This is a genomic window from Pseudomonadota bacterium (assembly GCA_039815145.1).
Classification (GTDB): domain Bacteria; phylum Pseudomonadota; class Gammaproteobacteria; order Steroidobacterales; family JBCBZW01; genus JBCBZW01.
Genome location: JBCBZW010000183.1, coordinates 1 through 8,208 on the forward strand (window position 1 = coordinate 1; position 8,208 = coordinate 8,208).

Below are 8,208 nucleotides of genomic sequence, written 5' to 3' on the forward strand. Positions count from 1 at the left end.
CCCCGTTCCGATCGCGCGGTAGAAACGCTCCATGAGCGCTTGATAGGACTTATCGTCGATCGGCCGCAGGGCACCCACCACCTCGCGCGTTCCGAGTTCCAACAAGGGCCGGACGACCGCGAGCCCATGAGGGAGTCGATCACTGTAGGCCGCCGTGTCACAAGCGGCCAGTACGACGAGCCTTGGCGCCCTCTTGCCCTCGGGGGAAAGCCTGTCCAGATCTGCCGCCGCTACCGCCGCCAACACGCGACCGCTCGGATCGCGACGCAAAATCAAACGTGACTGTGCCGGATCGATAATGTCCACCTCGCCGTGACCAGCGTAGTGGACGACATCAGCGCTGAAGAGCGCTTCCTCGAAGCTTTCGCGCGTGAGAGAGCGCCCCTCGTAGCGCAGCACGTCGGCGCCGAGCGCCGAGAACACCTCATTGATGACGGCCGCTTCGCGCTCCACGGAAGCCAAGGGTACGTTGCCTCCAGCAGAGGGATCCGCGAACACATCCACTCGGCGCCACGGTCCATCCCTACCGTCGAGTCCCGTATCGGACGACAACTCCACGGCCACATCCACGTGGAACTGTTGCACCAGATAGCGCTCGGCCTCTCGATCCCATAGCGCCGGCCACGGCAACCCGAACAGGGGACCGTCCGGCATGATATGAATGCGCGTGTCGGCTGGAAGATCCGACGTAGCAGGGCGAATCAGCGCGTCGTAGAGCTCGCTAAGGGCCGCCTCGCGACCTCCCGGAATTGGCAGCGTGCCTGTCCCCGCAGCACGCTCGATAAGCGTGTACCAACTCGTTGAGCTCGCCCCGCGGTCGGGTGCTTCGAAAAATGTCAGCTCGCCACTTTCATCTATTCGCCAGCCTACTATCCCCTCCCCTAGCCATGCGAAGACCAGCGTGACCTCTCTTCGCCCCGCTGATCCCCGAGGCCTGGCGGCATCGATTATCGAGCGCGTGTCTACCCCACCGAAGCGCTCGGGTTGCCGTGAGCCTACGAGTGCCGCTAGTGCATCCGCGTACGCACCAGCCCGGATCTGGGCCCGAAGCTGACGCTCATAGACGGTTCTGTCGTACTGGTAGCGCCAACGCCGAATCGTGCTGTCCTGCGCATTGGGCAGGCTGTTTAGCCGTTCGAGCACTCGGCTGAGCTCCAGATCGGCTTGTCCACTTTGGCCGAGGGCATCGAAGGCAGCCACCAAGGACTGGCGAGCATGGAGTTCTAAGGCGGCGTTGCCGCCTTCCTCATAGAAATCGGCCGCCGCCTGTAGGGGCGCGATCGCCAGCAGTGGGGACCTGGCAACCAATGCGTCCCCCACCATGGCGTCGACGAACACTTCGTTCAGTCTGGCCTCGATGCTCTCCTCCGTCCGGCGCGCCGCGGCTCGCGCCGCCTCAAAGTCCTTCTGGGCGAGGGAAACCTTGCCGAGTAGTTGACGCGCCATGCCACGAATCACATACGCTTCCGATTCTGCTGTCGGACCTGCATCTGCCGGTAGGTGGCGAATGGCGCAGTCGGCGTAGAGCTCGCTCATGTGATGGGCCTTGGCCCGGGTGGCAATGGCGGCGCCAGATATGCACACGTCGCCGATCCTCCACGAAGGAAGCGCCGCTTCGCGTACTCCCTCTAGCGCATGTATCAGGGCGTTCGATGCTGCATCGTGGCGACCAATCGTCGCTAGTGAACTCGCATAGAGGGAACGGATACGCGCCAGACGACTCTCGTCGTGTCCGCCGGCTAACACGTCCTCCGCGCGCCGATAAGCCGCGATCGCTTCCTCGGACCGCGACCGGCGCAGTGCGGTGGACCCCAGGCGCTCGAAGCCCCGCGCCACTACGATGGGATACTTGCAGCGGGTCGCCGCCTCGAGCAACGTCTGCAACGATTCGAGCTTCTGCGGGTCGTCGTAACCTTCTTCTGCGAAGCGGGCCGTGCCCTCGATAAGATGCGCCACACACGCCAGCGGACTGCCAGTCTCCTCTAGCAAGGGCGCTGCCTCGGCCGCCCGTTCGCGGGCGAAGGTGGGCTTGTAGTCGTAGTAGGAGCGGATCGCTGTCGCCAGGACTGCAACCGCGCCCGCGCGCTCGACTTGCTGCGGCCCGCAGAGCCAGGTGAGCGTGTCCTGCAACAGGGAGTACCCCCGGCCTTGCGTGCTCTGCAACGCACCCCAACGCATGAGCGCTTCGCGCCTGCTCGTGTCACAGCTGCCGATCGGATCAGCGCCTAGCGCCTCGAGCAGCGTGCCGTCATCAAGCAAGGCGCTGGCCAGGTTGGCACGAGCGAGATTCTCCATCGCCGGCGTCAAGTCGAACCTCAGGGTGGAGGGCTGAGCGGTGAGTCCGCTGACCTGCTCTCGTATCGCCGTCTTCGCCGCCTCGCCATCCTCCAGACTCGCCAGTCGCTGCGTGGCGATCCTCGCCCAGTCGTCCGATTCAGCGTGCACCAGGTACGCCTGCCACGCCTCCTCGGCCGCTTCGAGCATGCCACTCGACTCGAGGATGAGCGCGCGATTGTAGAGCGCCCGAGGGTCATCGGGGGCGAGCGCTAGCGCGCGGTCCACAGCAACCCACGCCGCCTCGTAGGCCCGCCAGTCCGTGTTGTCTCGGCGTGAGTTGTAGTAGGCGGCGGCCAGATCATTCCAGTGCCACTGCGACGCTTCGTTGCCCCGCAGATGGGTCTCCAGCAACGGTGCCGAGAGCGGACGCTCGGAGGCAGCAGACAGATACCACAAGGCAGTCTGGTGCCCGTCCAGGGCGCCACGCGAATCCGCCCATGCCCGTTGCCGTGCGTCCGTGGCCGCCCCAGGGGCCATCACGTCGCTGCAGTACTCGGCCAACGCATCGGCGACCACTGGCGCGCAGGGGGTCGGGGGACCATCTGCGGATACCCGTGCCTCACTCCATCGCCCTGCGTCGAACATTGGCGCGACACCGCGATAGGTCTCCGTCTGGCCACACCCAAACAGAGACACCCCCATCGCCACCGCGAGAAAACCGAACCTGCGCAACCTCTTGGACCTCAAGCGACCCTTGGACGGAAATAGTAGCCGAATAATGCGCCGATGGAGAGTGGCCCGCCCCCTACTCCTCACTGAGAACAGCTCCCGTTCTCACCGAAAGTATTTCTAAGGCGAGAGATTTGATGGCTTCAACACACTAGGTAGTGGCGTTATCAACAAAACAACGCGGCTAGGAGGCCAACACATGACGCTAGCTAGGATAGAATTTCGGGGCGCGATAAACATAATCCCGCTACGACACAAGGACGGTCGTACGACGTTCCTCGCCGGACTGGTCGACCTGCGAACAGGCTTGCAACGTCCCCAGCTTCCGTATCCCATCTCACCGCACGTACCGGCGATCGTCGTTCGCTCGGACCAGGTGCGCGCACAGACTTACATCGAACCCGACCTGGAGTTCGCCGGCAACGAGGCCAGCGCCTTCGGCAAGGCGCGCCACTGCCTCTACAGCTTCGACGACGAACTGCTGACCCTCGACGGTACGACCAGCGACTGCCTGCAGTTTGCCATGTCGCCCCTGCCGAAGACGTCGGACCCTTCGCGCACCCCGGTGCCCGGCCCCCACAACGAGCAGGACCTGATGTGGGTGCCGCCGATGGGGCATGCGGACAATGGGGACCGGCACGGTTGCGGCGCCATCGACGGACCGCGCCTGCTCAACGCCAACCTAACCCCCCGTGACGGCGTCAACGACGGTGGCGAGAAGAAGGCGGACCTCGTCGGTACCGTGCATATCGACCGTGGCCATTTCTACGTCGACGGCGTGGTGGTGGAAGGCGATGAGCCCCTCGGCTTCGGCTTCCGTGCGGCCAACAACCCAGACGTCGAGTGGCGCCAGGCGATCTATACGCGCCTGATCTGGGACGTCGAATGCGAGGACACCTTGGAGTTGGTGCTCAAGCACGGCGAGAGCGAGCGGCGGCGGTCGATTCAGCTGAGCTCCGGTGGCGATCGCTACGACATCGTCATCGCGAACCTCGAGCTGGAAACCCTGCTCGCGGTAGGCGGTATCGCCACGCCGATCTCGAACGCAGACGGTGACTACGCGGTGGGCTACATGCTGTGCAAGAACGTGCCGACCCTCGACCAGGGCATGCCCGTGCCGTTCTGGGACGGCCCCATGGCGGGCATGTGGCGCACCTGCCACGCCGCCCTACGCGAAGAGCTTCCCCTCCCCCCAGAGTAAGGCTCAGGAACGGCGGCCGGTGACGGCGAAGCTGCGGCGCCTCGGCGCCGACATGTCACCGGTCGCCTACGCGGAGGTGAGTCACTTCCACGGGGTGACCCAGCGTGCAAGCCGCCTGTGTTGGGCGGCTTGCGTTCAGGCGCGCCTGGCGATGGATGCCTCGCACGAGGAAGCAGCGCCGGATCAAGCATCGATCGCCTTCCGCTTCGTGCCGAACCCCGGGCCGGAGGAGGATCTCGCCTGGCTCAGCGCCCGCCCAAACCACCCCTGCAATCAGCCGATGCCGCCCGCGCAGATGGCCGCGGTCTGGCACACCCTGGGCTACACCAAAGCACGTTGGCTACGGATGCCGATCGCTGACCTCGGCGGCGTGCTGCTCGAGCAGCTGACGAAGGACTGTCCGGTTCAGGTGCGCGCCGAGGGCACCCACGCCGTGCTGGTGGTGGCTTACCAGCGGGCCGCCGATGGCCGCGAGGCCGTGTTCATCATGGACCCCGCACCCGCCGCCCCCGGCGGCTGGCAACCCCTCGACGAGGCGCGTGATTGGCTCGACCTTTGGGTCGACCTCGAGCGCCCAGACACCCGCACCTAGGCGGCGGGGCTGATCACCCGCACGGTCTGGCCGTCGCGCAAGGTCTCACCGCCGCGCACGACCACCCGATCGCCCTCGGATAGCTCACCCTCCACGGCCACCAGTTCGCCGGCACTCTCACCGGTCTGCACCGCCACGCGCTGCGCCGTGCCGTCCTCGCGCACGCGGTACACGAAGGTGCCCTCCTGGCGCAGGATCAGCGCGTCGCGGTTGACGGCCAGGGACGCCTGCGCCGAGCGCAGGGGAACCGCCGCACTCACCAGCTGCCCCAGGTTCCAGTAATCGAGGGCCGCCGGCGGCAGATCGATGCGCAGCTCCATGGCCTGGGTGCGCGCGTCGACCGGCGGCACCACCGAGCGCACGGCGCCGACGAAGGTGGATTCGTAGCCGAACAACTTCAGCTCATCCCCCGCCCGCACGCGCCCGGAATGCTGTAGCGGCGCGAGCACGCGCACTTCGAGCTGGGTGGTGTCCGTGATGCGACCGAGCACGGCACCGCGGGCCACGGTCTCACCCTCGCGTCGCTCACGAGCGGTGATGATGCCGCCAAATTGGGCCCGCACCTCGGCCCGTGCCAGCTGGTCGCGGGTCTGCGCCAGGCGGCTCTCGGCGATGCGAAGATCACTCGCGGCCACATCGCGGTTTGAGCGCGTCTCGTCGTACTCGTTGCGCGCCGCGCTGTTGCTGGTGAGGAGGTTCTCGAAGCGCTCCAGCTGCGCATCGAGGTAGGCGAGCTGGGCCGTCGCACGGGTGCGCTGTGCCTCCAACTCCACCAGCAGCAGACGCAACTGTGTGGGATCGATGCGCGCGATCACATCGCCGGCCGCCACCTGGGTGCCCGGCTCTGCCACGTACTCGAGCTCGCCGTCGATGGCGGCGGTGATCTGCACATCGTTGCGGCTGAACACGGTGCCGGTGATGGGCACGGTCGGCACCACCTCGGTGAAGACGACGGACTCCACGGCCACCGGGCTCGCCGGTGCCGCCGGCGCCTGGGCGGAGGCCGCGAGGGCGAAGGAGAGGGCGGATACTGCGATCAACGCAGCCGCAGTCCTCGTGAGGTGTCTCATGCGGTAACTCCATCAGCAGCGGTGCCTGGGTCGCGCGTGCCGGGCAGGCGGCGACGCAGGCGGTGGAACAGATCGCCGGTCTCGCCCATGCGCAGGAGACTCGGCATCAACAACAGGGTGAACAGGGCGGAGAAGCACATGCCGCCCACGATGACCGTGGCGAGGCCGCGGTAGATATCCGAGCCGACGCCGGGGATCAGCATCAGCGGCAGCATGCCGAAGATACTCGTCAGCGTACTCATGTAGACGGGACGCGCGCGCACCACGATAGCGGCGCGCACCGCTTCGGCGCGCGAGAGACCGTTGCCCTCGCCGTGGCGCGTCTCTCCCACCAGCAGGATGGCGTTGTTCACCACCAGGCCGAGCAGGATGATGAACCCGATCATGGTCAGCATATCCAGCGACTGGTAGGTGAACAGATTCAAAAGGCGCAGGGAGCAGATGCCGCCGGCCAGCGCCAGGGGCATCACCAACAGCACCAGCGCCGAGTCGCGCACGGACTTGAAGATGGCCGCCATCACCATGAACAGGATCAGCACCGCGAGGAGGAAGTTCGCCAGCATGCTGCGCAGGGCGCCCTCCAGCTGATCGGCGCTGCCGCGGTACTTGATGCTGGAGCCGGCAGGCAGCGCCTCTTGGATGGCGGGGCCTGCATCCTCGCGCAGGCGCGCCAGGGCCTCCTCCACCGTCATGTCGTCGGGCGGCACCACCTGCAAGCTGATCGTGCGTTGCCCGTCGAAGCGCCTCAGTTGGGTCGGCCCCACCGTGCGCTTGAGCTGGGCCAGGGAGCCGATCGTCTGCGGTCCGGCCAGAGGCGTGGAAATCGGCATCGCCGCGAGCTCTTCCGGCGTCGCCCAATCGCCCGTGCGCAGGATCATGTCGTAGCGCTCGTTGCCGTCGAAGTACTCGCCGGCGAAGAGACCGCCGGTGGTGGCGCGGATGGCGTTGGCGAGATCGCGCGGGTTGAGGCCGGTCTCCCGGATGCGACGTTCGTCGGGGATCACCTGCAACTCGGGTTCGGCGAGGGACAGGCCCGGCACCGGACGCACCTGGGCGCCGGGGATCACCTCCTGGATCTTGCCGAGGCCCAGGGCCGCCGCGCTCATCAGCCCGTCCATGTCCGCGCCCTGCAGGTCGACGGAGATCGAGCGGCCGCCGCTGCCGAAGCCGATGCCGAGGAGCGAGGCGCGGGTGGCGAACACCTGCGTGTCAGGGATGCCCTCGAGCATGCCCTCGCGGAACATGCTGAGCCACAGCTCCGTCTCCGCCGGATCGTCGGGGTAGAAGTAGAGGATGTTGAAGCTGCCGAACATGGAGAGGTTGTAGCCGCGGATGTACGGCGCCTTCTCCCGATCCATGTGCGGGCGCAGGCGCTCGATGATCTCCGCGCCGATCTCCTCCGTGAACACCTCGTTGTTCACGCCCGGCGGCATGTTGAAGAAGACGGTCACCGCGTCCGCCTGCGCCGAGGGCAGGAAGTCCGCCTTCGGCTTCAGGGCCACGGTCAAACCGATCGATAGGCTGAGCAGCCCCACGATCCACACGCTACGACGTAGGCCAGAGTTGGTCAGCCACATCACCGCCTTGGACAGCCCCGTCCACCAGTGGGCGTAGGGGTCGCGGTCGGGCAGCTTCTTCAGGAGGAAGCGGCTGGCCGTCGGCACCATCGTCACCGCCGCCAGCAGTGAGGCCAGCACGGACACGGACAAGGTCAGGGCGAGGTCCCCGAACATCTGCCCCTCCACCCCGGTCATGAACAGGATCGGCAGGAAGATGGCCACGGTGGTCATGGTGGAGGCGAACAGGGCGCCGGACACCTGGCGCGTGCCCTTGAGGGCCGCCTGCTCCGGGTCCTCCCCCAGCTGGCGATAGCGCACGATGTTCTCCTGCACGATGATCGCGGCATCGAGCACCAGCCCCACGGAGAAGGCGAGTCCCGCGAGGGAGATCACGTTCAGGGAGATGCCGAACACCTGCAGAGCGACGAAGGACGCGGCCAGGCTCACGGGGATGCTGAGGCCGATGATCAGGGTCGCGCGCCCCGCGCGCAGGAAGGTCCAGAGGATCCCGAGAGCGAGGAGCACCCCGAGCCCCAGGTTGTTCTGCACCAGGGCGATGGCGCGACGTATATAGACCGAGGAGTCGAAGGAGATCTCGGCCCACAGGCCCACGTCGGCCAGGGCCCCGGCGTTCAACTCATCCAGTACGGCGTTGACGTCGTCGAGCACGGCCACCGTGTTGGCGTCGTTGGTGCCCGCCACGCCCACATAGGAGGCGGGGTAGCCGGAGCGGATGTTGACGCCGAAGGGGTCGATCATGCGCTTCTCGACGATCGCCAC

5 protein-coding genes are annotated in these 8,208 nt (G+C 66.5%); 2 read left to right on the forward strand and 3 right to left on the reverse strand.

The features are described 5' to 3' along the window. On the reverse strand, window positions 1–2,922 hold a 2,922-nt coding region (locus AAF184_23510; GenBank protein ID MEO0425324.1), incomplete at its 3' end, for a CHAT domain-containing protein. Between the two features lie 391 nt (window positions 2,923–3,313). Between AAF184_23510 and AAF184_23515 the strand changes: the two genes are divergently transcribed. Together AAF184_23515 and AAF184_23520 are read left to right on the forward strand one after the other, a co-directional pair. Continuing rightward, window positions 3,314–4,207, forward strand: a complete 894-nt coding sequence (locus AAF184_23515; protein ID MEO0425325.1) for a hypothetical protein — start codon at window positions 3,314–3,316, stop codon at window positions 4,205–4,207. Between the two features lie 19 nt (window positions 4,208–4,226). Then, entirely contained in the window at window positions 4,227–4,799 is a 573-nt protein-coding gene (locus tag AAF184_23520) for a hypothetical protein (protein ID MEO0425326.1), read from the forward strand. Here the strand turns inward: AAF184_23520 and AAF184_23525 are convergent. Both AAF184_23525 and AAF184_23530 read right to left on the reverse strand, forming a co-directional pair. Further along, window positions 4,796–5,869: an efflux RND transporter periplasmic adaptor subunit gene (locus AAF184_23525; protein ID MEO0425327.1), complete on the reverse strand. Its 1,074-nt coding sequence runs from the start codon at window positions 5,867–5,869 to the stop codon at window positions 4,796–4,798. The two genes, AAF184_23520 and AAF184_23525, sit on opposite strands and share 4 nt — an antisense overlap. After that, a partial coding sequence (locus AAF184_23530) for an efflux RND transporter permease subunit (protein ID MEO0425328.1) occupies window positions 5,866–8,208 on the reverse strand: 2,343 nt, incomplete at its 5' end. The genes AAF184_23530 and AAF184_23525, both read right to left, overlap by 4 nt.

What these genes read in the sequence shown, in the direction of transcription:
- AAF184_23525 (MEO0425327.1), bottom strand. Translation starts at nt 5,869, where the DNA reads ATGAGACACCTCACGAGGACTGCGGCTGCGTTGATCGCAGTATCCGCC.